This is a genomic window from Microbacterium sp. CH1, assembly GCF_001595495.1.
Classification (GTDB): Bacteria; Actinomycetota; Actinomycetes; order Actinomycetales; family Microbacteriaceae; genus Microbacterium.
The window spans coordinates 117,429-142,391 of sequence record NZ_LOSO01000001.1; the positions used below are offsets into that span (position 1 = coordinate 117,429).

Consider the following 24,963-nt stretch of genomic DNA (forward strand, 5'->3'; position numbering starts at 1 on the left):
AAGTCCGATTGTTGGACCGGGTCTCAAAACTCTCGGCTAAGCCATAGGTTCGACCAGCATCCCGGTCCTTGTGCCCGGGTCGCCGGGTACAACTTCGGAGCGACCGCACGACGCGCCGAGGATTGGCCCGAGACGACGGCGTGTCGGTCGCGAGGTCCGAAGCTGTGCGCGGCGAGGCGCGGGAGGGCCGTCAGCCGACGAAGGCCCAGAACAGGGCGCCGGCGTAGAGCAGCGAGGTCAGCGACGTCAGGGCGAGGGCGATGACCAGCTCCCGCGGCTGCCGGTAGGTCCACACGATCACGATCGCGGGGAGACCGGCGAGGAGGGCGAGCAGCGAGATCCAAGCGATCGGGAACAGCAACGCGAGGAACACGGCGATGCCGAACGGCACGAGCACGAAGAGCGTGAAGAGGACCTGCGTGGCGCGGCGGCCGATGAGGACCGTCAGCGTGCGCTTGCCGACCTCGCGGTCCTGATCGATGTCGCGGAGGTTGTTGGCCAGGAGCACGGCGCAGGCGAACAGTCCGGCGGCGATCGCTCCCAGCCAGGCTTGCTGCGGGAGCATGAAGACCTGCACCCAGGTGGTGCCGAGAGTGGCGACGAGTCCGAAGAACACGAAGACGAAGACCTCGCCGAGGCCGTAGTACCCGTAGGGCCTCTTGCCCCCCGTGTAGAACCAGGCGGCGACGATGCAGGCCGCGCCCACGGCGAGCATCCACCACTGCCCGGTCCGCACGACGATCGCGATACCGACCGCCGCGGCGAGCGCGAAGAACACGAGTCCGATGACGAGCACCGTGCGCGGCTTCACCCGCCCGGAGGCCGTGAGCCGCGCCGGGCCGACCCGGTGGGCGTCGGTGCCGCGGATGCCGTCGCTGTAGTCGTTGGTGAAGTTCACGCCGATCTGCAGCAGCACCGCCACAGCGAGACACGCGAGCGCGATCACCCAGTGGAACTCCGGCCCGGTGCTGCGCGCGGCTCCCGTGCCGATGACGACGGGGGCGATCGCGAGGGGCAGCGTGCGCAGACGAGCCGCGCCGATCCAGTCGCCGATCGTCACGGGACCCGCCTCGACGACCGGCCGCTTGGCCGGGTTGCCGCTGGTGCGCGGCGGGGTGCGCCGACCGGACTTCTTCTTGCGCTGGGAGGATGCTGCCACCCACGGAATCCTAGTCGTCGCGGCGAGGCGGCGAACTCAGCGGTGCGGGTTGCTGTCCTTGCCGTCGAGCCAGAGCTCGTCGGTCTTGTCGGCGTGCGCCCCGGTCGTGCCGACGTGCTTGTCGCTGATCTTCGGCCCCTTGAGGATGACGTGGACCATCGCCTGCGCGTGGCCATGGCCGAGGCCATACTCCTGCTTGAGCCAGTTCAGGACGACGGTGGACTTCGTGGTCTCGTCGAACCCCTGCTCGTGAGCGAGTTCGATGAACTGCCGCGGCGTGAGGCCGGTCTGGGTCTCGACCTTGTCGAGGTACGCCTGGAAGGACATGGTGCTCTCCGCTCTCCGTCCTCGTCGAGGAACGTCGAGACGATGATCCCACGCAGCCCGCCTTAGTCGGTGGTCGAGACCGGGATGATGGGCCGGTGCTCGTAGTACGTCTGCAGGACCACGGTCGTGCGGGTACTGACGTTCGCCGCGAGCCGGACGTCGCGGACGAGCTGCTCCAGGTCGCGCGGCGTCGGCACGCGGACGAACAACATGTAGCTCGCGTCACCGGCGATGGAGTGGCAGGCCTCGATCGCGTCGAGGTGCTCCAGGAGCTCGGGGGCGTTGTCGGGCTGGGCCGGATCGAGCGGCGTGATCTCGATGAAGGCGGACAACGGCGTACCCGCCTGCTCGGGGTCGAGGATCGCGCGGTAGCCGGTGATGACACCGCGAGTCTCAAGGCGCCGCAGCCGGGACTGCACCGCCGATACCGACAGCCCGACGGCGTCGGAGAGCTGCGACAGCGTCGCCCGCCCGTCGCGGGAGATGGTCGCCAGGATCGCACGGTCGACAGAATCATCCATGGCTGTAAGATTATCGTCAGGATTCCGTTATCACCGGAATCTTTCCGTTTTTCACTGCGATCGGAGGTTCCGATGTCCCTCGTTTCCGCCAACAGTTCCGCTGTTCAGGCCGTCGTCGGCGAACCCGAGGTCGTCGAGGATGCGTCGATCGCGGAGGACTCCGCCGCCTGGGCGCAGCTCAAGCAGGCCGCGATCGCCCTCCGTGAGCTGCAGATCAAGGACGGCTCGATCCCTGGCGCTTCGACGAGCGCAGCGACCCAGGACCAGGCCACCGCACTCGTCGGGCAGATCACCGCCGCGATCCGGGCCCTCGCCCCCGCCTTCCCGCACGACGCGGACTACCTCGCCGCCTCCGTGGCCGACTTCGAGCGCTGGGCCTCCGAGGGCTTCGGCGTGCCGGACTTCCTCGACTCGCTCGTGGCGTTCCAGCCGCAGCAGCACCGCGTCGACGGCATCCGCCACCTCGTGGTCTTCCCGATGTACACGCAGAACGGCTCCAGCGACCGCCTGGTCGAGGCGCTCATCGTCGAGACCATCTGGCCGGAGTTCATCGCCGCACTCGAGGCGGGCGACTACGGCAACAAGCTCTTCGTCTCGCTGCGCCTCGTGGACTTCACCCCTGGGTACGACACGAATTCCGCGGTGCTCTTCCCGGAGACCGTCGCCATGCGCGAGATCCCGACCTTCACCTGGGGCGCGATCTTCCAGGACCGTGAGGCCGCCCGCTACCGCCGCGTGGTCCGTGCGGCCTCGGAGATCACCAACCTCGACCTCCCCGAGCGTGCGGCGGCGATGCTGGAGGATCAGGAGGTCGCCGAGAAGACCTTCGTGATGTGGGACATCATCCACGACCGCACCCACATGCGCGGAGACCTGCCCTTCGACCCGTTCATGATCAAGCAGCGGATGCCGTTCTTCCTCTACTCGCTGGAGGAGATGCGTTGCGACATGACGGCGTTCCGCGAGTCGGTGAAGATCGAGCGGGCGCTGGACGCCCGGGTCGCCGCGGGCGAGGAGCTCACGGAGACCGAGCGGGAGATGCACGAGTACGCGCACCTCGTGCAGTACGCCGTGATCTTCGACCGCATCTTCCGCTTCGCCATCACCGGCACCCGTGTGCGCAACTACGACGCGGTCGGCGGTCAGCTCCTGTTCGCGTGGCTGCACCAGCGCGGCGTGCTGCACTGGACCGACACGGCGCTCGCCTTCGACTGGGAGAACGTGCCGGACGCCGTGGTGGCCCTCGGTGACGCGATCGACGACCTGTACTGGCACTCGATCGACCGCCCGAAGGTCGCGCACTGGCTCGCCGCGTACGACCTGGTCCGCGGCACGCTGACCCCGCACCCCGCATCGCAGTGGGCGCGCGGACTGTCGGACGAGATCCTCGCCGGGGCTCCGAAGGGCTACACCGACGCGGTCCTGGACGACGAGTTCCCGCTGTCGATGTTCTTCGAGACGCTCGACAAGAAGATGAAGCCGGTCATCGAGTCGACGGTCGGCATCCGCGGTACGGACGACTGATCCGCATCGCTTCATTGTGACGCTGGGGCGCACCCCCTCTGCGGCCGGAGACCCGGATCCCGGGTCCGGCCGCAGAGGCATCTCCGACCGAGAGGACACCGCATGACGACGCCGACGAGCCAGGGAGCACGGGGCCGCGTGGTCGTGCTGGCGGGGGCAACGAGCGCGGCGGGACTCGCGGCGACGCGAGCACTGCGCGATGCCGGTGCCCGGGTGATCGCCACCGGCCGCACGGACGAGCGACTGCGTCCGCTGGCCGAGGCGGGCGCCGAGACAGAGCTCGCCGATGCGACCTCCCTCGCCGAGATGACGACGCTCGCCGATCGGCTCGAGACGGTCGATGCGGTCGTGCCCCTCGTGGGCGGCTGGCGGGGCGGCGGCGGACTCGCCGGGCAGACCGACGACGACTTCGCGGCGCTGCTGCCGGCGCTGGAGGCGGTGCGGGCGACGAGCCGCGCCTTCGACGGCCCCCTCCGCGCCTCCACCGCCGGACGATTCGCGATCGTGTCGTCGACCGCCGTCGCACGCCCCCTCGCCGGCGGAGCGAACTATGCAGCGGTCAAGGCGGCGAGCGAAGCGTGGACCCGCGCCGTCGCTCAGGGGTACGCCAAGGCGGCGCGCGAGGCCGACGAACCGCTGCGGGCCGCCGCCGTCGTGTTCCGCGCCAAGGCCCTCGACCCCGATGCTCTCGCGGCGCGTCTCGTCGGGCTCTGGGACACCGACGCCGCAGATCTCAACGACCGGGTGCTCGACCTGGGCTGAAACCCGCTCCTCGAACCGCCACCGGGGCTCGGATCGTCACCGGGACTCGGGCGGTATGCCGGGGACGATCGGCGGGGCGTCGCGGAACGTGTCCGGTTCGCCGGTCGCTTCGTGTGCACCGTCGGCAGCCTGTTCCGGAGCCTCGTCGGGAGCTGAATCCGGGGCGGTCGCGTACAGCTCGGTGAGCGTGCGATACGACCGGGTGAAGAAGGCCAGGGTCGCGGCGACCACCATGATCAGACCCGCGAAGAGGCAGATGAGCGCGATCCCGCGCGCCTCACCTTCCCCGAGGAGCCACCCCCACTGGCGCTGTCCCTGCGCGCTGTCCATGTACGGGATCACGAGGAACTCGGCGATCGGGGCGATGAGGAACGCGGTGATCGGGGCCGCCGCCGCCTCCATCGCGGCCGCGGTGCCGAACACCCGTCCCTGGCGCGCGAACGGGACGACCTTCTGGATAACGGTCTGCTCCGCGGCCTCGACGGGCGGCACGAGCGCCATGTACACCCACATGCCGAGGACGTACAGCGGCCACCATTCGCGCAGCATGAAGATCGCCCCGAGGAGTCCCATCGCGATCACGATGAGCAGCATCGTGCGCACGGGCTTCCTGCCGAGGCCGAACTTGGCCACCAGTCCCCCGCCGATCAGGAATCCGGTCGACGCGAAGGCCAGGGCGAACCCCCACATCTGCGCGTCGAAGAGCGTGAGCCCGTACGGATCCATGAGCGCCATGTAGACGCCGCCGATGAGGTTGTTGAAGGTCGAGAAGACGATGAGCGCGAACAGCCCGGGAGCCTGGCGGATGGCCTGGACGCTGCCGCGGAAGTCGACGGCGCTCTTCGCCTCCGGATCGACCTCGGGCTCGGACTCCGGGATCCGGATGAACAGCAGGTGGGCGAAGGTGAGGGCCATCGCCACGATCGCGATCCCCAGGGTCCAGCCCATGCCGAGGAAGCCGATGGAGAGGCCGGAGAAGACGCTCGTGACGAGGAAGGCGAGCCCCTGCACCGTGCCGACGAGACCGTTGGCGTTGGCGCGCTTCTCCTCCGGCACCAGCAGCGTCACCGTGGTGGACAGCGCGATGTTGCGGAGCTGCTCGATCACCCCGCCGAACAGGATGACGCCGGAGAACAGCCAGAACCACGGTCCGCCGAGGTCGAGCAGGGACGCCTCGGGCTGCCACAGGTAGAGGACGCCCGCGACGAGGAACGCCGCTGCCGAGATCACGCTCGACAGGAGCATGACGCGGTGCTTGCGATGACGGTCGACGATGGTGCCGAACACCATCGCGAAGAACGCGACGAACAGCATGTAGGCACCGCCGATGATGCCCGTGGCCAGCACCGACCGGGTCTCGATGTAGACCCAGAAGGTGAGGGCGAACCACAGGAAGCTCGTCGTGACGTTGGCGATCAACGTGTTGACGAGGACGTTCGCGAAAGCGGTCTTCGCCGCGCTGCGTTCCATGGGTTCGAGGGTAGAGCGGGCCTCGGACATCCGGTAGGGGAAGGCGATTAGGCTTGTCCGGTGAGCATCCCGCACGACCCCGCCATCCGGGGCTTCGCCAGTGACAACTACTCCGGCATCCACCCCGAGGTCCTGGCGGCCCTCGCGGCCGCGAACGGGGGCCATCAGGTGGCCTACGGCGAGGACGCCTACACGGCCCGCCTGCAGGAGGTGTTCCAGGCGCACTTCGGCGAAACCGCCGCCGCGTACCCGGTGTTCAACGGCACCGGGGCGAACGTCACCGGTCTGCAGTCGATGCTGCCGCGCTGGGGTGCCGTGATTGCGGCCTCGACCGCGCACATCAACGTCGACGAGGGCGGAGCGCCGGAGAAGATCGGCGGCTTCAAGCTCCTCACCGTCCCCACCGACGACGGCAAGCTCACCCCCGAGCTCATCGACCGCGAGGCCTGGGGCTGGGGCGACGAGCACCGGGCACAGCCGCTCGTAGTCTCGATCACGCAGTCCACCGAGCTCGGCACGCTGTACACCGCGGAGGAGATCCGCACGATCGCGGATCACGTCCACGCGCGCGGCATGAAGCTGCACGTCGACGGCGCGCGCCTGTCGAACGCGGCCGCCGCCCTCGATCTGCCGCTGCGGGCGTTCACGACCGACGCCGGGGTGGACGTGCTGACCTTCGGCGGCACGAAGAACGGCGCCATGCTCGGCGAGGCCATCGTCGTGCTGAACCCGGACGCCGCCGTGGGCCTCAACTACGCACGCAAGTTCAACATGCAGCTCTCGTCGAAGATGCGCTTCGTCTCGGCACAGCTCATCGCCCTGCTCGACGGCGACCTGTGGCTGCGCAACGCCCGGCACGCCAACGCCATGGCGGCCCGGCTCCGCGCGCGGATCGAGGACGGCCTCGCCGACGGATCGATCGTCGGGGTGGAGTTCACGCAGCCGACGCAGGCGAACGGCGTGTTCGCGACCCTGCCCGAGGGCGTCGCCGATCAGCTCCGTGACGTTTTCCGCTTCTACGACTGGGACGCCGCCCGCCGCGAGGTGCGCTGGATGTGCGGCTTCGACACCGAGGAGTCCGACGTCGACGCCTTCGTCGACGCCCTCGCCCGACTCACCCGCCCCTAGTCCCGAGACCCCGGGGTCGCGTCGAGACCCCGGGCTCCGCGCGGGCGTACGCCGGGGTCTCGGCGGGAAGCCGGGGTCTCGGCGGCAAGGAAGCGGGTCAGCGGAGGAGGCCGAGGCTGGCGAGCGCGTGCCGGATGAGGGTGCCGCGGCCGCCCTCCATCTCGGCGGCGACGGCGTCGGAGGCGGCCGCCTCGGGCGAGAACCACGTCACCTCGAGGGCGTCCTGGCGCGGCTCGCACGTCCCGGTCACGGGCACCACGAAGGCGAGGGAGACGGCGTGCTGACGATCGTCGTGATACGCGCTCACCCCCGGGATCGGGAAGTACTCGGCCACCGTGAACGGCAGCGGCTGCGGCGGCAGGAGCGGGAAGGCCATCGGCCCGAGGTCGTTCTCGACGTGGCGGAACAGCGCGTCGCGGATCGTCTCGCCGAAGCGCACGCGGCCCGACACGATCGTGCGTGTGATCTCGCCGAGCGGGGTGGACCGCAGCAGCACGCCGATCTCGGTGACCTGACCGGAGCCGTCGGTGCGCACGGGGATCGCCTCGACGTAGAGCATCGGAAGGTGGCGCCGCGCCTCTTCCAGCTCGACGTCGCTCAGCCAGCCGGGGTTCGCATCCGGCACCGGCGGGTTCGCATCGCGGAACGAACCGAGGCCCTCGTCTTCGGGCTCCGGCTCCGGATCGGGTGTGCGCACCGCCATGCCTCCTTTCTACCAGCCGTCCTCGTCGATGGCAGCACCGGCGCGAGCCCTGGCAGGATGACGGTGTGACCGAGAACCTGACGATCGACGATGCGGCGACGCGCTGGTCGCACACCGACCGCGCCGGGCTCCCGCTGCTCGTGCTGCTGCACGGGTACGGCGCCGATGAGCACGACCTCTTCGGCCTCGTCCCGTATCTCCCCGCCGGCGTCGCCGTGGCCTCGGTCGCCGCACCGCTGACCCCGCCGTGGCCGACCCCCGGTCGCTCCTGGTACCCGATCGAGGGGCTCGACGGACGCAGCTCCACCGCCGTCACCCTCGCGGCGGAGGCGTTCCTGCGCTGGCTCGACGACGCCGCGGCGGACGCGCCGTCGGTGGCGCTGCTCGGGTTCTCTCAGGGCGCCGCGGTGTCACTCCAGGCCCTGCGGCTGGCCCCCGAACGGTTCGGCGCGGTCGTCGCGCTGAGCGGCTACGCCGCCCCGGACGCCCTCCCCGGCGATGCGCACCTCGCGGAAGTCAGCCCCCCGGTGTTCTGGGGCCGCGGTTCCCACGACGACGTCATCCCCGCGCCGCTGATCGCCCACACGGCGCAATGGCTCCCCGCGCACACGTCCCTGTCCGGTCGCGTCTACAGCGGACTGACCCACAGCATCTCCGAGGAGGAGCTCGGCGACGTGCACCGGTTCCTCACGACCTGGGTCGAGGGGATCGGCGCGGATCAGGCGGAGGGGTCCCGGCCGTCCTGAACGCCGTCAGCGGAGTCCGGGTCATCGACATCGCCCTCCGCCGCGTCTCCCCTGCCGCCCGCGGAACCCCGGAAGGCCACGGACAGGGCGACGCCGATCGCGAGACCGATCCCGATGCCGAGGATCCAGTTGCCCAGCGCCATCCCCATCGAGACGCCGATGGCCACGCCCACCGCGAGACCGATGCCGAGCCCTGTCCGTGCGCGCATCTCGTCGGGACTGGGGTTCCGATCGTCTGCCATGCCTCCACGGTACGTGGCGTCGCGCGGCCCCGCATCCTCCGCGCGACGGACCGGCGACACGCCCGGGAGTTGCGCGGCGCGACACGCCCGGGTATCGTCGTGGCGTCCTGTCCGCCGTGTCTGGAAGTCCTTTGATCTGAATCGTCGCCTCCGCGCCCCTCTTCTCGCGCGCTGACCCGACGATCGCCGACTCCCCGGCAGACGCCCTCCTCCGCTTCCGTGACTCCACGGTCCGAAGGGCTCGGTGTCAGTGCACCCTCGCACTCGACAGGAGACACCCCATGTCACAGCCCTCTTCCTCGCACGCCGCCGTCGTCCTCGACCGCCTCTCCCTCACCTGGCCCGACGGCACGGTCGCCCTCGACGGCGTGTCCGGAGCCTTCGGCGCCGGGCGCACGGGACTCGTCGGCCGCAACGGCGCCGGCAAGTCCACGCTGCTCCGGCTGATCGCCGGGGAGCTCGCCCCCACCTCCGGAACGCTCAGCACCTCGGGCGAGGTCGCCTTCCTCCCCCAGCAGCTCACGCTCGACGTGGACCGCCGGGTGTCCGACCTCCTCGGGGTGACGGCCGCCCTCGATGCCGTGCGGGCCATCACCGCCGGTGATGTCGACCCCGCGCACTTCGACGCGGTCGGCGACGACTGGGACATCGAGGCGCGGGCGGAGGCCTCCCTCGCGGAGGCCGGGCTCGCCCCCGCCTTCCTCGACCGCACGGTCGGTGAGCTGTCCGGAGGGGAGGCCGTGCTCGTCGCGATCGCCGGCATCCGGCTGCGGCGGGCTCCCATCACCCTCCTCGACGAGCCGACGAACAACCTCGACCGCGACGCCAGGGCGGCCCTCGCCGCGATGGTGCAGTCGTGGAAGGGCACGCTCATCGTCGTGAGCCACGACCTCGCTCTGCTCGAGCTCATGGACGACACCGCCGAGCTGTATGGACGGAACCTCTCCGTGTTCGGCGGCCCCTACTCCGAGTGGCGCGCCTGGCTGGACGCGGAGCAGGACGCGGCGAAGCAGGCCGAGGTCGCCGCCGCCCAGGTGCTCCGCAAGGAGAAGCGGCAGCGGATCGAGGCCGAGGTCAAGCTCGCCCACCGGGCCCGGACCGCCAAGAAGGCCGAGGTCGAGAAGCGCGTCCCGAAGATCGTCGCGCACGGTCGGAAGATGGCCGCCGAGGTGTCCGCGGGGAGGCTGCGCACCGAGGTCGGCGCGAAGGAGGACGCGGCCCGCGCGGCACACGATGCCGCGGGGCGACGGGTCCGCTCCGACGCGTCGATGAAGATCGAGCTGCCGGACCCCGACGTGTCGCGGAGCCGGCGGATCGCCGAGCTCGGCGGACCGGAGCGGTCGTGGGTGATCCAGGGTCCCGAGCGCGTGGCCCTCATCGGCCGGAACGGCGCCGGCAAGACGACGCTGCTGGAGCGGTTGGTCTCTGGCGCCGCGCCCCACTCCGAAGACGAGGCGTCGGAACGACCGGAACTGCGGGCGGAGGCGCTCACCGACCGGATCGGCTACCTGCCGCAGCGGGTGGACGGTCTCGACGAGGGCCTGTCCGTGTTCGAGAACGTGGCCGCCGCGGCACCCCAGGTCCCGGAGAAGGAGCTCCGCAACCGGCTCGCCCGGTTCCTCATCCGGGGCGGGACGACCGACCGCCCGGTGTCGGCGCTCTCCGGCGGGGAGAGGTTCCGGGTCGCCCTGGCCCGGCTGCTCCTCACGGATCCGGCTCCCCACCTCGTCGTCCTCGACGAGCCGACGAACAACCTCGACCTCGACACGGTCGACCAGCTCGTCGAGGCGCTGCGGGCGTACCGCGGGGCGGTGCTCGTCGTGAGTCACGACGACGCCTTCCTCGCCCGGCTCGACCTCGACCTCACCCTGGAGATCGATGCCGACGGCGGGTTGCGGGAGGTCGGGTGACATCTTCCGTCGTTCCGTCTGCACGACCTGGGTCCGCCCGCACGACCGGAACCGTGGTTCCGTCGTGCGGGCGGAACCGGGTCGTGCGGGTGGGGCAGCAGCGTGTCAAGGTCCGGGCCGGATGTCGGTGGGGTCGGGAATGATGGAGGCATGAGCGACGTGCTCGACCGCTTCACCCCGGCCACACAGGACTGGTTCCGGGGTGCCTTCACCGCACCCACGCCGGCGCAGGCGGGCGCGTGGGAGGCGATCTCCGCCGGCAAGCACGCCCTCGTCGTCGCCCCGACGGGTTCCGGCAAGACGCTGTCGGCGTTCCTCTGGGCCATCGACAGCGTGTTCCGCGAGCGTGCCGACCTCCCGGAGGAGCCGAAGAAGGACGGGTCCCGCACGCGGATCCTGTACATCTCCCCGCTCAAGGCCCTCGGCGTCGACGTGGAGCGCAACCTGCGCTCGCCCCTCATCGGCATCGGGCAGTCCGCGCGGCGACTCGGTCTCACCGCCCCCGGCATCACGGTGGGCGTCCGCTCCGGTGACACCACGTCGAGCGATCGCCGCAAGCTCGTGTCCGATCCGCCCGACATCCTCATCACGACGCCCGAGTCGCTGTACCTCATGCTCACCAGCCGGGCCGGCGACACCCTGCGCGACGTGCACACGGTCATCATCGACGAGGTGCACGCGGTCGCCGCCACCAAGCGCGGCGCGCACCTCGCGGTGAGCCTGGAGCGCCTCGACGCCCTCCGCCGCTCCCACGGGGCGGAGACCGCGGCGCAGCGCATCGGCCTCTCGGCGACCGTCCGCCCGATCGACGAGGTGGCGCGGTTCCTCGGCGGCGCCGACCCGGTCGAGATCGTCGCTCCCCCGGCATCGAAGACCTTCGAGCTCGGCGTCGTCGTGCCGATGGACGACATGACCAACCCGCCACCGCCGCCCGGGGCGCCGCCGGAGGCCCCGGGGATCGATGCGGAGTACACCGAGGTCACCGGCTCGGTGTGGCCGCACGTCGAGGAGGCGATCGTCGACCGCATCCTCCAGAACAACTCGACCATCGTCTTCGCGAACTCCCGCCGCCTCGCCGAACGGCTGACCGGACGGTTGAACGAGATCTATGCGGAGCGGATCGGGGTCGCTCTTCCGGAGTCGACCGTGCCCGCCGCGATGATGGCACAGGCGGGGTCGACCGCCGGCGCCGATCCCGTGCTCGCCAAGGCTCACCACGGCTCGGTGTCGAAGGAGCAGCGCGCGCAGGTCGAGGAGGAGCTGAAGTCGGGGGTGCTCCGCTGTGTGGTCGCCACGAGCAGCCTGGAGCTCGGCATCGACATGGGCGCCGTCGACCTCGTGATCCAGGTCGAGGCACCGCCGTCCGCGGCCTCCGGGCTCCAGCGCGTGGGACGGGCCGGGCACCAGGTCGGCGAGATCAGCCGCGCGGCCCTGTTCCCCAAGCACCGCGGGGACGTGCTGCACACCGCGATCGTGACGGAGCGGATGCTCGCGGGGAAGATCGAGGCCATCCAGGTCCCGCGGAACCCGCTCGACATCCTCGCCCAGCAGACCGTCGCGGCCAGCGCCCTCGGAGCGATCAGCGTCGAGGAGTGGTTCGAGACCGTCCGCCGTTCCGCCCCGTTCCAGTCGCTCCCCCGCTCCGCGTACGAGGCCACGCTCGACCTGCTGGCCGGCCGCTTCCCCTCCGACGAGTTCGCCGAGCTGCGCCCGCGCCTCGTCTGGGATCGCGACGCCGGCACGCTCACGGGCCGTCCGGGGGCACAGCGGATCGCGGTCACCAGCGGCGGCACCATCCCCGACCGGGGCCTGTTCGGCGTCTTCGTGGCCGGCGAGTCCACGGGTGCCCGCGTGGGCGAGCTCGACGAGGAGATGGTCTACGAGTCCCGGGTCGGCGACGTGTTCACCCTGGGCACCACGAGCTGGCGCATCGCCGAGATCACCCACGACCGCGTCAACGTCATCCCCGCCTACGGCCAGCCCGGCAAGGTGCCGTTCTGGCACGGCGACGGCATCGGCCGCCCGTTCGAGCTGGGCGAGGCGCTCGGGGCGTTCTCCCGCGAGGTGTCCGCCGCGAAGCCGGAGAAGGCGGAGCAGCGGCTCATCGCGGCCGGACTCGACGAGCAGGCGCGCGCCAACCTCCTCGCGCATCTCTCCGAGCAGCGGGAGGCCACGGGCACCCTGCCGACGGACCGTACGCTCACCGTGGAGCGCGGACACGACGAGGTCGGCGACTGGCGCGTCATCCTGCATTCCCCGTACGGCATGAAGGTGCATGCGCCCTGGGCGCTCGCGATCAATGCGCGGGTGCGGGAGCGTCTCGGCGTCGAGGGCTCCGCGGTGGCGAGCGACGACGGCATCATCGTGCGCATCCCCGACGCCGAGTCGGAGCCGCCCGGTGCAGAGCTGTTCGTGTTCGATCCGGACGAGCTGGAGCAGCTCGTCACGCAGGAGGTCGGCGGCTCGGCGCTGTTCGCCTCGCGGTTCCGCGAGTGCGCCGCGAGGGCGCTGCTCATGCCCCGCACGAACCCCAACCGCCGCACGCCGCTCTGGCAGCAGCGCCAGCGCTCGGCCCAGCTCCTCGAGGTCGCACGCCGGCACCCCACGTTCCCCGTGATCCTGGAGACCCTGCGCGAGGTGCTGCAGGACGTCTACGACCTGCCGTCGCTCCGGAAGCTCGCGACGAGCATCGCCGACCGCCGCATCCGCCTCGTCGAGACCCAGCCAGGACAGCCGTCGCCCTTCGCGCGCGACCTCCTCTTCGGCTACGTCGGCGCGTTCATGTACGAGGGCGACTCGCCGCTGGCCGAGCGCCGAGCGGCCGCCCTGTCCGTCGATCCGGCACTGCTGGGCGAGCTGCTGGGCACGGTCGAGCTGCGCGAGCTCCTCGACCCCGACGTCATCGCGCAGTTCGAGCGCGAGGCCCAGCGCCTCGACCCGGAGCGTCGGGCGCGCGGCCTGGAGGGCGTCGCCGACCTGCTCCGGCTGCTCGGACCGCTCGACACCGACGAGGTGGCGGCACGCCTCGATCCGGAGTCCACCGGCGGAGCGACCGCGGCGACGCTGCTCGACGACCTCGTGACCGCGCGGCGGGCCATCCCCGTCACGATCGCCGGGGTGGCCAGGGTCGCCGCGATCGAGGACGCCGGGCGCCTGCGCGACGCGCTCGGGGCGGCCCTGCCGACCGGCATCCCCGTGGCCTTCCTCGAGCCCCTGGCGGATCCCCTCGGCGACCTCGTGGCCCGTCACGCCCGCACCCACGGCCCGTTCACCACCGCGTCCGTCGCCGAGCGCTTCGGTCTCGGCACCGCGGTCGCCCGGCACACCCTGCAACGTCTGGAGACGAACGGCCGCCTCACGAGCGGGTACTTCCTCCCCACCGCGGCCGGCAGCGGCGACGACATCGAGTGGTGCGACACCGAGGTGATGCGGCGGCTGCGCATGCGGTCGCTCGCGGCGATCCGCGGGTCCGTCGAGCCGGTCTCCCCGGAGGCCTATGCGCGGTTCCTTCCGGACTGGCAGCATCTCGGTCGCCCCCTGGAGGGCATCGACGGGGTGCTCACGGTGATCGAGCAGTTCGCCGGCGTGCCCATCCCCGCCAGCGCCTGGGAGTCGCTCGTCCTGCCGTCGCGGGTGCGCGACTACAGCCCGGCGATGCTCGACGAGCTCACGGCCGCGGGCGAGGTGATCTGGTCGGGACACGGCACGCTCCCCGGGCGCGACGGGTGGGTCTCGCTGCACCCGGCCGATCTCGCCCCGTTCACCCTGCCCGATCCTGACGCGGAGATCGCCGCGGAGTCGCTGGAGGCGCGCCTCCTCGCGGCCCTCGCGGCGGGCGGCGCCTACTTCGCCGCGCAGCTCAAGGAAATGACCGGCGCCGAGAACGAGCAGTCGGTGCTGGAGGCCCTGTGGTCGCTGACGTGGTCCGGGCACGTCACCAACGACACGTTCGCGCCGATCCGCTCGCTGCTGACCGGGGGCTCCCAGGCCCACAAGGTCAAGCGCCGCGCTCCGCGTGCGCGCACCTATCGCGGTATGTCGCTCACGCGCACCGCTCCGCGCCCGACCTCCATCGGCGGACGCTGGTCGCTGCTCCCCGAGGTCGAGACCGATCCCGCGCGCCGCGCGACCGTCACCGCCGGACTGCTCCTCGACCGGTACGGCGTGGTCACCCGCGGAGCCGTGCAGTCGGAGGGCGTCCCCGGCGGATTCGCGCAGGCGTACCGCGTGCTGGCCGGGTTCGAGGAGGCGGGGCACTGCCGCCGCGGCTACGTGATCGAGAAGCTCGGCGCCGCGCAGTTCGCCGCCTCCGCCACGGTCGACCGTCTCCGCACGTACGCCGGCCTCGCCGACCCACCGCCGCGGAAGGCCGTCACCCTGGCGGCCACCGACCCGGCGAACCCGTACGGCGCGGCGCTCGGGTGGCCGAAGCTCGAGGGCGTGTCGCACCGCCCGGGGCGCAAGGCCGGCGGGCTCGTGGTGCTCGTCGACGGCGCCCTCGTCCTGTCGCTCGAGCGCGGCGGACGGACCGTGCTGTGCTTCACGGACGACGAGGAGGTGCTGCAGGCCGCCGCCGCCGACCTCGCGACGACGGCCAGGGACCGCCGCCTCGACACCCTCACCGTCGAGAAGGTGAACGGCGAGGGGGTCTACGGCACGATCCTCGGGCGGGCCCTGCAGGAGGCGGGCTTCGTGCAGACGCCGCGCGGCTTCACGCTCCGCAAGGCCGTCTGACCCGGCCTCACCACGACACGAGTGGTACCATATTCCGTACCAGAAAGGGAACGACATGGCCATCACGACGAGCGAAGCGCGGCGGGATCTGTTCGGCCTGATCGAGCGGGTCAACCTGGATCACAGCGAGGTCGAGATCACGTCGCGCCGCGGCAGCGCCGTCCTCATGTCCAAGGCGGAGTACGACTCCCTGGTGGAGACGAGTTATCTGCTGCGCTCGCCCGCGAACGCCCGGCGACTCCTCAGCGCCCTGGCCGCGGTCCACGACGGCGACGTCTCGGAGCACGACCTCGACGAGGCATGACCGTTCGGCTTCTCGTCTGGACCCCCGAGGGGTGGGAGGACTACGTCCACTGGCAGACCGAGGACCGGCGCACTCTCAAACGGATCAACCTCCTGATCGCCGACACCCTCCGCGACGATCCCTTCCAGGGGATCGGAAAGCCCGAGCCCCTCAAGCATGCTCTCGCCGGCGCGTGGTCACGGCGCATCGATGAAGCTCATCGCCTCGTGTACACCGCGACCGATCGCCACGTGACCATCCTGCAAGCCCGCTACCACTACTGACCCCCCTACCCTGGAGCCATGATCCGAGAGTTCGCCGCCGGCGTCCGCACCCTGTTCCGCGGCTTCGGCGTGTGGCGCACCCGCCCGGGGCTGATGGCGCTCGGGCTCGTCCCCGCGATCATCGCGCTCGTGCTCCTCGCCGCCGTCCTCGTGCCGCTGATCCTGTCGATGCCCTCGCTGTCGGCCTGGCTCACCCCCTTCGCCGACGGATGGGTCGAGCCCTGGCGCGGGTTCCTGCGGACCGCGGTCAGCCTCGTGGTGGTCGCCGCCGCGCTCGCGCTGGCCAGTTCGGTGTTCAGCGCCCTCACCCTCACGATCGGCGACCCGTTCTACCAGCGGATCTGGCACGCCGTGGAGAAGGACCTCGGCGACCCGCCTCCCGCCGACGGCGGCAGTTTCTGGATCACCGTCGGTGAAGGTCTCCGACTGGTCGTGCTCGGCATCCTCATCGCCCTCCTCGTGCTCCTCATCGGCCTCCTGCCCGGTGTCGGCGGCGTCCTCGGCGCGGTGTCCGGCGTGGTCCTCACGGGCCGCCTGCTCGCGCGGGAGCTGACCGGTCGAGCCTTCGACGCGCGCGATCTCAGCCCGGCCGCCCGCGCCGCACTGTTCTCCGGCAGTCGCGCCCGCGTGCTCGGCTTCGGGGTCGCCACCCAGCTCTGCTTCCTCATCCCGGGCGGCGCCGTCGCCGTGATGCCGGCCGCGGTCGCGGGAAGCACGATGCTGGCGCGCGACATGCAAGCCCGCACCCCGCTCGCGGTCGCCACCCCCGCACCGGCGCCGGGACGGCACGACCGCACGACCGGGATCGCCTGATGCCTGAGGGCGATACCGTCTTCCGCACGGCCCGCCGCCTGGACGAGGCCCTCGCGGGCGGCGAGGTCACGCGCTTCGACCTCCGCGTGCCGCGCTTCGCGACCCTCGATCTGACCGGACAGCGGGTGCAGGGCGCCGTCCCCCGTGGCAAGCACCTGCTGCTGCGGATCGGCGAGAGCACGCTGCATTCGCATCTGCGCATGGACGGCGCCTGGTTCGTATACCGGCCCGGCGAGAAGTGGCGGCATCCCGCGTTCAAGGTGCGGGCGATCGTCGGCACGGCCGAACGCGAGGCCGTGGGCGTGGACATCGCCGAAGTCGAGGTCGTTCCCACCAGGGACGAAGACGACCTCGTCGGCTACCTCGGCCCCGACCCCCTCGCCGCCGACTGGGACCCGATCGAGGCCGCGCGCCGACTCAGCGCCGACACCCGGGCCATCCACGTCGCCCTGCTCGATCAGCGCAACGTCGCGGGCTTCGGCAACGAGTACGCGGCAGAACTCCTGTTCCTCCGCGGAATCCTGCCGACCACCCCGGCCCCGGAGGTCGACGTCGCCGCCCTCCTCGACCTGGGCGTGCGAACCATCCGCGCGAACCGCGACCGCCGCAACCGCACCTTCACCGGCATCGATCGTCCGGGCCAGGCGACGTGGGTCTACGGACGCGCCGGACGCCCCTGCCGACGCTGCGGAACGCTCATCCGCCGCGGGGAGCTGGGGGCCGATCCGACCCGCGAGCGGATCACGTTCTGGTGCCCTCGATGTCAGCGTTGAGCCGTATCCATCCGCGGGAATGAATCTCCCCCTCCCGTGGTTGTTGATATATCCGGAGAACTCCGGAGCACGGGAGGAATCGTGGGCAAGAACTACGTCGACATCGAGAACGACCACGGAGCGACGCTGCGGTACCGCAAGCACGCCAACGGTCGCGGTCTCGTCGCGCATGGCGCCAAGGTGCATCCGAAGGCGCACATCGAGGCGGGAGCCTACATCGAACCGGGAGCACGCGTTGGAGCGGGGGCCATCGTCGCCCGCGGTGCGTGGGTGGACGAGGACGCCGTGATCGGCGAGGGCGCGTACATCGACGCCCACGCGCACGTCGGCCAGGGCGCGGCGGTCGGCGATCACGCGCACGTCGGCGTCCGCACCGACATCGGCGCCGGGGCCCGCATCGTACGAGGCGCCCGCATCGGCGACGACGAGACGGTCGCGGCGGGCCTCACCGTCGCCACCGATCAGAAGGGTCTCTGGCTGGCGGCCTGACCGCTCTCAGAGCAGTCGCCGCTCCGAGGCCCACGCGGTGAGCTCGTGGCGGGAGGAGAGCTGCAGCTTGCGCAGCACCGATGAGACGTGGGTCTCCACGGTCTTGATGGAGATGAACAGCGCGGCGGCGACCTCCTTGTAGGCGTAGCCGCGGGCGATCAGTCGCATCACCTCCGGCTCGCGCGACGAGAGGCGGTCGAGCTCGTCCGTCGCGGTGGCGGTCTCGCCGGCCACGGCGCCGAACGCGTCGAGCACGAATCCCGCGAGCCGCGGCGAGAACACCGCGTCCCCCTCGGCGACGGCGCGCACGGCGTCGCTCACCTCGCGGCCCGAAGAGCCCTTGGTGATGTAGCCGCGCGCCCCGGCCCGGATCACCCGCACGACGTCGGCCGCCGCATCGGAGACGCTCAGGGCGAGGAACCGCGTCGTCGTCGGTCCCGTCCCTCGGATCACGGCCTCCCCACCCGCCGCGTCGTCGCCCCCACCGCCGGGGAGGTGCACATCGAGGAGCACCACGTCCGGGGCCGTCTCCACGATCACGGCGATCGCCGAGGGCACGTCCGCCGCCTCGCCCACGACCTCGACGCTCGCATCGAGATCGGCCCGCAGGCCGGAGCGGAAGATGGAGTGGTCGTCGACGATCACGACGCGGAGACGGTCAGCCACGGGGCTCCTGTCGGATCGGTCCCCGCTCCGGGGACGAGATGGTGGGCAGGCGCAGATGCACCTCGGTACCGGCGTCGTCGCTGCGCACCGACCCCGTGCCGCCCGCGCGACGCAGCCGCCCGATGATCGACTCCCGCACGCCGAGCCGATCGCCGGGCACCTCGTCGAGCCGGAATCCGGGACCGCGGTCGCGGACGAACACGTCCACGCCGTCGACCCGACCCTCGATGTAGACGGAGATCTCGCCGCCCGCGTGCCGGGCGGCGTTCAGCATCGCCTCCCGGGCCGCGGCCGCCAGTTCCCCGCTCGCCCGCTCCGCCGACAGCCCCGCCGAGACCACGTCGATCCGGACCGGGTGGTCGATCTCGAGCGCTCCGGCGTAGTCCCGCAGGTCGGTCGGCAGGTCGCTGTCCGCCGGAGCATCGCCGTCATACAGCCAGGCACGCAGCTCCCGCTCCTGCGCGCGGGCCAGCCGTGCCGCCTCGCTCGATGCCCCGGCCCGGTTCTGGATGAGGGCGAGCGTCTGCAGCACCGAGTCATGCAGGTGCGCGGCCATGACGCTGCGCTGCTCCTCCCGGATGCGGCGCACGCGCTCCCCCGCCAGCTCCCGCCAGCGCGGGATGAGGGCCGAGGCCACCACCGCCACCAGCCCGGCCAGCGGGAGCAGCACGAGCACGACACCCGAGCGCGCGATCGGCCACGAGAGGAGCAGGAGAACGACGAGGCCGAGGATGAGCACCGCGAGGATGCGGACGGTGGTGGTGTGCCGAGGGCCGCGGGCCGTGTCGGTGCGATCGATGAGCGTGGCCCACAGCCCGGAGGCGGTCGCGCACAGCGTGGTGCCGCCGACGACCACGGCCGCCGTTCCCGGAGGAATCGAGCCGTTCAGCCAGTCGCTGCCCCCGCGCCACACCACGACGACGAGGGCGCCGACGGCCGCGAGGACCAGCAGGAGCCAGGCGACCGGGAGGCGACGCGTCGGCGCCGTCGTCCCCTCCGCCCACGGCATGAGGGTCCAGCACCAGGCGTACAGGAGCACACCCGCGCCGCCGCAGAGCGTCAGAGCGACGAACAACGCCCGCACCAGCCCGACGCGCACACCGAGGTGCCGCGCGAGCCCGGCGCTCACTCCGGTCACGAGAGCATCGCGATCGCGGGTCAGCGCCGGACGCGCGGTCGCCGGCGCGGGGCCGGGGAGCGTGGAGACGGCGGAGGGCATACGGTCATCCAATCATCCGCCTCCGCTCTCCGGGACCTCCCCGGCGCGGAATCAGGGTGCGCTCAGGGGATCCCCCCATGGCCCCGCGGCGCCGCCGACCGCGAGGATCGACTCATGACGATTCCGACCGCTCCGCCACCGCCCGCCGACCACGAGGCACCGGCACCGGAAGCCCCCCGCCGACCGCGCGGCGCCGACAGGTTCCTGCTGTGGGTCGCCGGCCTCGGCGTGGTGCGCACGGACGGCTGGCTGGGTGGCGTGGCCGCCGGCCTCGCGATCCGCCTCCGCATCGATCCGCTGATCGTGCGCGGGGTCCTCGTCGTCGCGGCCCTCTTCGGTCTTCCGGCCCTGTTCCTGTACGCCCTCGCCTGGGCGGTGCTGCCGGACGTCGACGGCCGCGTGCATCTGCGTGATCTGCTGCAGCGCCGGTACGACCCCGTGCAGCTCGGCATCCTCGCCCTCGCCGTGATCGGCCTCTTCCCGACGGCGCCGCTCGCCGGGCGCCTGTTCGGCCTCGGCTACGACGGCTGGTCCGCACTGTCGACGGTCACCTGGGTGGTCGGGCTCGTGCTCGCCGCCGCCTTGCTCTTCCTCATCGTGCGTGCCGCGCGCCGCACTCCGGGCGCTTCCGCGCCGGATCCGGCGGGGGCTTCCGCAGATCCGGCGGCCCCGGCCGCGTCCGCCCCCAACGTGGGTTCGGGTCCCGCCACGGGGGCGGACGCCATTCCCTCCACGGCGACGGACGCTCCGGTCTCTGTACCGCTCGCCGACGCCGTCGGGCACGACGTCCTCGCCATTCCCGCACCTCCCGCACCCCTGCCTCCGGGCACCCAGGACCCCGTCGCGCTGGAGGCCTGGCGCGCCCAGCACGCCGCCTGGAAGGAGCAGGATCAGGCCTGGCGGCGCCAGCAGCAGGATGCGGAGCGCGCCGCACGCGACCAGCTCCGCCGGGAGCGTCAGGCCGAGGCGGCCGTGTTCGCCGCCGCAGCCGCGGAGCGCCGACGTATCCGCCGCGCGTCGAATCCGCGCGCCGGCTTCCCGTTCGTCATGACCGCCCTCGGACTCGCGATCGTCGTCGGCGCCGGCGTGGGACTCGCCGTCGGCGAAGCCCTCGGCGGCGCGCTCGGGCTGTTGTCCGGCGCGCTGGTCCTGGCCCTGGCGATGATCACGGCCGGAGCCCTCCGTCGCCGCAGCGGCGCCCTGGCCTTCCTCACCGTGGTGACGCTGGCCGCGGGTCTCCTCACGGGCTTCCTGTCCACGATGCCCGGTCTCACCCTCGGGTACGCCTCGCTCACGAACAACCAGGAGGCGCACGTCCGACAGCCGTTCGGCGACCTGTACCTGCAGCTCCACCGGCACGACGGCGGCCCCCGCCCCATCGAGATCGAGAAGGGGTCGGGGCGGACCGAGATCTTCGTCGACGCCGGCGTACAGCTGCAGCTCCGCGGCACTGTCGGCGACGACGTGGAGGTGAGCTGGCTCCGCTTCGACCCGGACGATCCGATGATCATGGACGCCGGCGTCATCGCCGCGACGCCGCGGGGCGACGAGAACGTCATCTCCGCGAACATCTCCGCCGAGGAGGGCAGTCCCTCGACGATCCAGGCCGTGACCATCGACCAGGCGAGCGGCGTCATCGTCGTGACCCTGCAGGAGCCCGAGGAGGGCCAGGAATGAGCACCGAGACCATCACCGCACCCCGGGTGCGCTGGGCAGCCGTCATCTGGGGGACGACCTTCGCCGCGATCGCCGCGGGGGCGCTGTGGTTCCTCACCGATGCGGAGCGCCGCGCCGCGCTGGCCGACGGCGTCGGGACGATGACTCCCGCCACCCTGCTCACGATCGTGCTCCTCACCGCGGGGGCGCTGTTCCTCGTCGGCGGTGTCGCCGGACTGGTCCGGCGGACCCAGCGGAACTCCCCCGCCGAGGACTCGGAGGACGCCGAGTAGCCTGGATCCCATGGCGCACCAGGGACGACGACCCGCGAAGGGCTCCGGCAAGGGCTCACCCGCCCACCGGGGCCGTGCCGCGGGCAGCGGCTCACGCCAGGGGAAGCCGGCCCCGCGCCGCGCACCCCGTGCCGAGAAGGTCGTGTTCGACGCTCCGGCAGCCGCACCCGAGGAGCCGCGGACGTTCCGCCTCGGTGCCGTGCCCGGAGCGACGCCGGGCAAGTGGATCGACACGTGGAAGCGGCGCCTGCCCCACGTGGCCCTCGAACTCGTCCCGATCGAGGTCTCCGGGCAGCGAGAGGCGCTCGACGATCTCGACGCCGCCCTCGTGCGCCTCCCGCTGGACGACGACGCCCTGCACGTCATCCCGCTGTACGACGAGGTCCCCGTCGTCGTGGCCTCGACCGATTCGCACCTGCTCGCGGCGGACGAGCTGACGACCGCCGACCTCGACGGCGAGGTGCTGCACTCCCTGTCCGACGACGTGCTCGGGCCGGTGGAGGTGCCGGGCACCATCCCCCCACGCGGCGGCCCCCTGTCGACCGCCGACGCGATCGCCACGGCGGCGACGGGTGTCGGCATCGTCCTCGTGCCGATGTCGCTGGCCCGACTGCACCACCGGAAGGACGCCGACTACCGGGTCCTCGCCGACGGCCCGGTCTCGACGGTCGCCCTCGCCTGGCCGCGCGACCGGACCACGCCCGACGTCGAGACGTTCGTCGGGATCGTCCGAGGACGCACCGCGAACTCGTCCCGCTGAGCCGTCAGGACCGGACCCTCCCCCTCGTTAGAATCGCCTGATGGCCTCGCTTCTCTACGTCTGCGTGCGACCCGAGACCGGGGCGGCGGATGCCGAGCACGCCTCGTTCCGGCGGGCGCTCGGAGTCGACGTGGTCGATCGTCTCGATCTGCTGCACGAGCCGCTGACCGAAGCCCACCTCGACCGATACCGCGGGGTTGTCATCGGCGGTTCTCCCTTCAACGTCACCGACGTCGAGAAGACCCCGGTGCAGCGGCGCGTGGAGGCCGATCTGGAGACGCTCGCCCGCGCCGCACGGGAACAGCGGATCGCCGCGTTCTTCACCTGCTTCAGCATCGGGGTGCTCACCCGGCTCCTCGGCGGCGAGGTCGTGACGACCATGCCGGAGGCGGCGAGCGCGACGGTCATCGATACGACACCGGAGGGCGCCGTCGATCCCGTGTTCGGCCCGTCCGGCCCCGCGCTCACCGTCTTCACCGCGCACAAGGAGAGCGCCGCGACGACTCCGCCGGGGGCCGTGCTGCTCGCCACCAACGCGACCTGCCCCGTGCAGGCCTACCGGGTGGGCACCCACCTGTACGCCGCCCAGTTCCATCCCGAGCCGACACCGCGCGACTTCGCCGACCGCATGACGTTCTACCGCACGACCGGGTACTTCGACCCGGCGCAGTTCGACGCGGTGCAGCAGGAGGTCCTCGCGGCCTCGGTCACCGAGGGCGCCGCCCTGCTCCGCCGCTTCGCCGAGATGTTCGGCTGAGATCAGGTCGGGGCATCACCGCGGAGCAGCAGCGGGACGCGCTCACGCAGGTAAGCCTCCAGCGGCATGAACCCGCCTGCCTGACTCCAGCGCACCGACGGCACGCCGTCGATGAGCGCGAGCGGACCGGAGGAGCCTCCCGCGTCGACCGCGTCGACGTCGATCACGCTCCAGCCGACGTGCACGACATCCCCCTCGTGGAAGCCGCCGCGCAGGGCGAGGGCCCGGCGCTCGGCCCGTGCCCGCGCGGACTCGGCGGTGTATCCCCGACGCCCCGGGTCCGCCGCGCGGAGCACCTCCGCCGTCGCCAGGGCATGCGTGTCGGTGAGCAGGATGACGCCGAGGTGCCAGGCCTCGCCGACACGGACGATCCGACGCCCGCGCCAGCGCGAGTCCTTCTCCTCGCCCAGCCCCTCCTTGGGGGCGCCGGCGAGATCCTGCACGGCCTGGGTCAGCAGGGCGGAGGCGGTGGTCACAGCTCCCCCAGCGTGGTCTGGTCGGCAAGGCGCGGGCCCGCGACCTGCGCACGATCGCCCCGCAGCGTCATCCCGATCAGCGGGTACAGGAGCACCGACAGCATGCCCGCCCCGACCAGCGCGGCCGCGGTCCCGGAGTCGAGCATGTCCTGGTCCACGCCGATCGCGGTGACCGCGACGATGATCGGCAGTCCGGTGGCTGCGAGCAGGCCGAGCGCGGCGCGGTCGCGTCCGCTCGCGCCCGCCGGGGCGGACAGCTGGGCGGCCGACCCGCGGATCACCAGGAGCGCCAGCAGGAACACCGGCACCAGGGACATCGCCGAGGGAGACGTCAGCAGCGCCTGCAGGTCGAACGTCACCCCCGTGTAGAGGAAGAACACCGGGACGAGGAAGCCGAACGCCAGACCCTCGATCTTGCTCTCGACCTCCGCCGCATCCTTCTCGGGCGCCCGCGCCATGATGATGCGCCAGATGGCCCCCGCGACGAAGGCGCCGAGGAGCATGTCCAGGTCGAGCATCACGCTGAGGCCGACGAGGGCCGCGATGAGGAGGATCACGAAGCGCACCCCGAACTGGTCGGAGGTGTGGAGGGTCGCGCGCACGATGCCGTGCAGGCGCCCGTGCGGCACCCGGTGCGCGACGAGGACGGCGAGGCCCGCCAGCACGACGAAGGTCAGCAGCACCGCCGTGGCCAGGGGCGTCGTCCGGGTGCTGAGGAAGATCGAGATCGCGATCAGCGGCAGGAACTCCCCCACGGCGCCGATCGTGCTGATGGCACGGCCGAACGGGGTGTCCAGCTCCTTCGCATCGCGCAGGATCGGCATCAGCGTGCCGAGAGCGGTCGAGCTCAGCGCGATCCCGATGACGACCATGCCCTCACCAGGGGCGAAGAAGAACCCGAGCCCGATGCCCAGCAGCACGCTGAGCAGCCAGCCCAGCGACGCCCGGGCGAGGGGCTTCCCGGCCACCTGGCGGAAGTCGATCTCCGAGCCGGCGACGAAGAACAGCACCGCCAGGCCGAAGTCGCTGAGCTTCTCCAGGAGGGGGCCCGGTTCGACCCAGCCGAGCACGGCGGGGCCGACGAGGATCCCGAGGACGAGCTCGAACACGACGATCGGCACCCGGACGAGCGGGCGGACGCCGCGAGCCAGAAGCGGTGCGGCCACCGCCAGCAGCGGGATCAGCACCAGTCCGACGTCGCTCGCATCCACGGTCTCAGGGTAGCGACGCCGTGGGCGATTCGCTCCCCACCCGCGCGGCACGGCAGA

Annotated in this window: 25 protein-coding genes; 15 read left to right on the forward strand and 10 right to left on the reverse strand. The window is 71.9% G+C overall.

From position 1 onward, the window contains the following. Positions 1-190: 190 nt before the first annotated feature. From AUV07_RS00640 to AUV07_RS00650, 3 genes are all read right to left on the reverse strand, one after another. On the reverse strand, positions 191-1,159 hold the full coding sequence (locus AUV07_RS00640; protein ID WP_062632940.1) for a 1,4-dihydroxy-2-naphthoate polyprenyltransferase: 969 nt from the start codon (positions 1,157-1,159) through the stop codon (positions 191-193). Positions 1,160-1,195: 36 nt separating this feature from the next. Continuing rightward, positions 1,196-1,486 carry a DUF4287 domain-containing protein gene (locus AUV07_RS00645; RefSeq protein WP_062632942.1) on the reverse strand — a complete coding sequence of 97 codons (291 nt, stop codon included), beginning with the start codon at positions 1,484-1,486 and terminating at the stop codon, positions 1,196-1,198. A gap of 62 nt (positions 1,487-1,548) precedes the next feature. Beyond that, the gene (locus AUV07_RS00650) at positions 1,549-2,007 is read right to left on the reverse strand and encodes an Lrp/AsnC family transcriptional regulator (protein ID WP_062632944.1); all 459 of its coding nucleotides are present in this window, start codon (positions 2,005-2,007) and stop codon (positions 1,549-1,551) included. Between the two features lie 72 nt (positions 2,008-2,079). Between AUV07_RS00650 and AUV07_RS00655 the strand changes: the two genes are divergently transcribed. Then, a complete protein-coding gene (locus tag AUV07_RS00655) occupies positions 2,080-3,531 on the forward strand; it encodes a DUF6421 family protein (RefSeq protein ID WP_062632946.1) in 1,452 nt (483 codons plus the stop codon). 102 nt (positions 3,532-3,633) lie between these two features. Beyond that, positions 3,634-4,293, forward strand: a complete 660-nt coding sequence (locus tag AUV07_RS00660) for an SDR family NAD(P)-dependent oxidoreductase (RefSeq protein WP_062632949.1) — start codon at positions 3,634-3,636, stop codon at positions 4,291-4,293. Positions 4,294-4,329: 36 nt separating this feature from the next. Here the strand turns inward: AUV07_RS00660 and AUV07_RS00665 are convergent, their stop codons facing one another. After that, on the reverse strand, positions 4,330-5,763 hold the full coding sequence (locus AUV07_RS00665; protein WP_025102459.1) for an MFS transporter: 1,434 nt from the start codon (positions 5,761-5,763) through the stop codon (positions 4,330-4,332). A gap of 60 nt (positions 5,764-5,823) precedes the next feature. On the opposite strand from AUV07_RS00665, the gene AUV07_RS00670 reads away from it, so the two are divergent. Continuing rightward, entirely contained in the window at positions 5,824-6,891 is a 1,068-nt protein-coding gene (locus AUV07_RS00670; protein ID WP_062632951.1) for a threonine aldolase family protein, read from the forward strand. A gap of 97 nt (positions 6,892-6,988) precedes the next feature. Here AUV07_RS00670 and AUV07_RS00675 read toward each other — a convergent pair whose 3' ends face one another. Then, positions 6,989-7,594, reverse strand: coding sequence for a DUF4916 domain-containing protein (locus AUV07_RS00675; RefSeq protein ID WP_025102462.1), 606 nt, complete (start codon positions 7,592-7,594; stop codon positions 6,989-6,991). A 65-nt stretch (positions 7,595-7,659) separates the two neighbouring features. Here AUV07_RS00675 and AUV07_RS00680 point away from each other — a divergent pair, with 65 nt between their 5' ends. Beyond that, positions 7,660-8,340: an alpha/beta hydrolase gene (locus AUV07_RS00680; RefSeq protein WP_062632953.1), complete on the forward strand. Its 681-nt coding sequence runs from the start codon at positions 7,660-7,662 to the stop codon at positions 8,338-8,340. Here the strand turns inward: AUV07_RS00680 and AUV07_RS00685 are convergent. Further along, the gene (locus AUV07_RS00685; RefSeq protein ID WP_062632955.1) at positions 8,313-8,582 is read right to left on the reverse strand and encodes a hypothetical protein; all 270 of its coding nucleotides are present in this window, start codon (positions 8,580-8,582) and stop codon (positions 8,313-8,315) included. The two genes, AUV07_RS00680 and AUV07_RS00685, sit on opposite strands and share 28 nt — an antisense overlap. A 281-nt stretch (positions 8,583-8,863) precedes the next feature. On the opposite strand from AUV07_RS00685, the gene AUV07_RS00690 reads away from it, so the two are divergent. The 7 genes from AUV07_RS00690 to AUV07_RS00720 all read left to right on the forward strand — a co-directional run bounded on the left by AUV07_RS00690 (position 8,864) and on the right by AUV07_RS00720 (position 17,868). After that, positions 8,864-10,492, forward strand: coding sequence for an ABC-F family ATP-binding cassette domain-containing protein (locus AUV07_RS00690; protein ID WP_062632957.1), 1,629 nt, complete (start codon positions 8,864-8,866; stop codon positions 10,490-10,492). Positions 10,493-10,642: 150 nt separating this feature from the next. Then, positions 10,643-15,226, forward strand: coding sequence for an ATP-dependent helicase (locus tag AUV07_RS00695; RefSeq protein ID WP_062632959.1), 4,584 nt, complete (start codon positions 10,643-10,645; stop codon positions 15,224-15,226). A gap of 55 nt (positions 15,227-15,281) precedes the next feature. Further along, a complete protein-coding gene (locus AUV07_RS00700; RefSeq protein WP_062632961.1) occupies positions 15,282-15,530 on the forward strand; it encodes a type II toxin-antitoxin system Phd/YefM family antitoxin in 249 nt (82 codons plus the stop codon). Beyond that, positions 15,527-15,793, forward strand: a complete 267-nt coding sequence (locus AUV07_RS00705) for a Txe/YoeB family addiction module toxin (protein ID WP_062632963.1) — start codon at positions 15,527-15,529, stop codon at positions 15,791-15,793. The genes AUV07_RS00700 and AUV07_RS00705 overlap by 4 nt, the downstream gene beginning before the upstream one ends. Positions 15,794-15,811: 18 nt before the next feature. Beyond that, positions 15,812-16,606: an EI24 domain-containing protein gene (locus tag AUV07_RS00710; RefSeq protein ID WP_062632965.1), complete on the forward strand. Its 795-nt coding sequence runs from the start codon at positions 15,812-15,814 to the stop codon at positions 16,604-16,606. Beyond that, positions 16,606-17,379, forward strand: coding sequence for a DNA-formamidopyrimidine glycosylase family protein (locus AUV07_RS00715; RefSeq protein ID WP_062632967.1), 774 nt, complete (start codon positions 16,606-16,608; stop codon positions 17,377-17,379). Before AUV07_RS00710 ends, AUV07_RS00715 begins: the two co-directional genes overlap by 1 nt. 81 nt (positions 17,380-17,460) lie before the next feature. Then, on the forward strand, positions 17,461-17,868 hold the full coding sequence (locus tag AUV07_RS00720; protein ID WP_025102471.1) for a DapH/DapD/GlmU-related protein: 408 nt from the start codon (positions 17,461-17,463) through the stop codon (positions 17,866-17,868). A gap of 6 nt (positions 17,869-17,874) precedes the next feature. Here AUV07_RS00720 and AUV07_RS00725 read toward each other — a convergent pair whose 3' ends face one another. Further along, complete coding sequence (locus AUV07_RS00725) at positions 17,875-18,534, reverse strand: LuxR C-terminal-related transcriptional regulator (RefSeq protein WP_062632969.1); 660 nt, start codon at positions 18,532-18,534, stop codon at positions 17,875-17,877. After that, entirely contained in the window at positions 18,527-19,753 is a 1,227-nt protein-coding gene (locus AUV07_RS00730; protein WP_062632971.1) for an ATP-binding protein, read from the reverse strand. Before AUV07_RS00730 ends, AUV07_RS00725 begins: the two co-directional genes overlap by 8 nt. A gap of 114 nt (positions 19,754-19,867) precedes the next feature. On the opposite strand from AUV07_RS00730, the gene AUV07_RS00735 reads away from it, so the two are divergent. The 4 genes from AUV07_RS00735 to AUV07_RS00750 are packed head-to-tail and all read left to right on the forward strand — an operon-like array spanning position 19,868 to position 23,219. After that, positions 19,868-21,430 (forward strand): PspC domain-containing protein, encoded by a 1,563-nt coding sequence (locus tag AUV07_RS00735; protein WP_062632973.1) that lies wholly within the window; start codon positions 19,868-19,870, stop codon positions 21,428-21,430. Further along, a complete protein-coding gene (locus AUV07_RS00740; RefSeq protein ID WP_062632975.1) occupies positions 21,427-21,702 on the forward strand; it encodes a hypothetical protein in 276 nt (91 codons plus the stop codon). Before AUV07_RS00735 ends, AUV07_RS00740 begins: the two co-directional genes overlap by 4 nt. 10 nt (positions 21,703-21,712) lie before the next feature. After that, on the forward strand, positions 21,713-22,462 hold the full coding sequence (locus AUV07_RS00745; RefSeq protein ID WP_062632977.1) for a substrate-binding domain-containing protein: 750 nt from the start codon (positions 21,713-21,715) through the stop codon (positions 22,460-22,462). Positions 22,463-22,502: 40 nt separating this feature from the next. Beyond that, positions 22,503-23,219: a glutamine amidotransferase-related protein gene (locus AUV07_RS00750; RefSeq protein ID WP_062632979.1), complete on the forward strand. Its 717-nt coding sequence runs from the start codon at positions 22,503-22,505 to the stop codon at positions 23,217-23,219. Between the two features lie 2 nt (positions 23,220-23,221). On the opposite strand, the gene AUV07_RS00755 is transcribed toward AUV07_RS00750, so the two are convergent. Both AUV07_RS00755 and AUV07_RS00760 read right to left on the reverse strand, forming a co-directional pair. Next, positions 23,222-23,695, reverse strand: a complete 474-nt coding sequence (locus AUV07_RS00755) for a hypothetical protein (RefSeq protein WP_062632980.1) — start codon at positions 23,693-23,695, stop codon at positions 23,222-23,224. After that, positions 23,692-24,906, reverse strand: coding sequence for a cation:proton antiporter (locus tag AUV07_RS00760; RefSeq protein WP_062632981.1), 1,215 nt, complete (start codon positions 24,904-24,906; stop codon positions 23,692-23,694). Before AUV07_RS00760 ends, AUV07_RS00755 begins: the two co-directional genes overlap by 4 nt. Between the last annotated feature and the right edge of the window lie 57 nt (positions 24,907-24,963).